Source organism: Streptomyces lushanensis (genome assembly GCF_001700515.1).
GTDB lineage: Bacteria > Actinomycetota > Actinomycetes > Streptomycetales > Streptomycetaceae > Streptomyces > Streptomyces lushanensis.
Genome location: NZ_MAUD01000703.1, coordinates 1 through 623, shown reverse-complemented (window position 1 = coordinate 623; position 623 = coordinate 1). Strand labels below are relative to the sequence as shown.

General features: G+C 69.8%; 1 protein-coding gene. It reads left to right on the top strand.

The window, feature by feature from the left end:
- Positions 1 to 35: 35 nt before the first annotated feature.
- Positions 36 to 623: SMP-30/gluconolactonase/LRE family protein (locus tag BFF77_RS32515; protein WP_425424470.1), on the top strand; the 588-nt coding region annotated here is incomplete at its 3' end.

Here is a 623-nt window from a genome sequence, read left to right as displayed (position 1 = left end):
TCCGCACCATCGACCGTGAACCGGAAAGAGGCATGATGCGACAACGAACGCCGCGGACCTGGGGTCCTACGATCGCGACCGGAGCCCTGGCACTGGCCTTGACCGGGTGTGGCGCCACGCCGGCACCCGGGATCTCGGATCCTGCCGCTCCGGCGGCGGGGTCCTCCTGGCAGGCGCGGACGATCCCGGCCCGCGAGGTGATGCGGCTGACGAGCGTGCACGAACAGACCGGTATGACGTTGTTGGAGGGGCCGGTCTTCGACCGGGCCGGGAATCTGGTGGTCGTGGACGTGACCGCGCCGCCCGGCTCCCCGAAGGTGATGTCGGTGGACCTGCGGACGAAGGCGATACGGCCGCTTCTGGACGACGATCGCGGTTCCTACACCTCGGCCCAGTTCAGCCCGTTCGACGGGCGGCTGTACCTGACCGACTTCGCGCACGGCGAGATCGTGAGCGTGGACGCCGGAGGCCGTGACCGGCGGACCTTCTTCGCGGGGGACGTCGAGGGGGCACCGATGAATCCCGACGACATCGCCTTCGACCGGGAGGGCCACCTGTACGTCAGCGACTCCCGGGGCCTGTACGAGGAGGAGGCCAAGGGGCGTGTGGTGCGGATCGCCCGG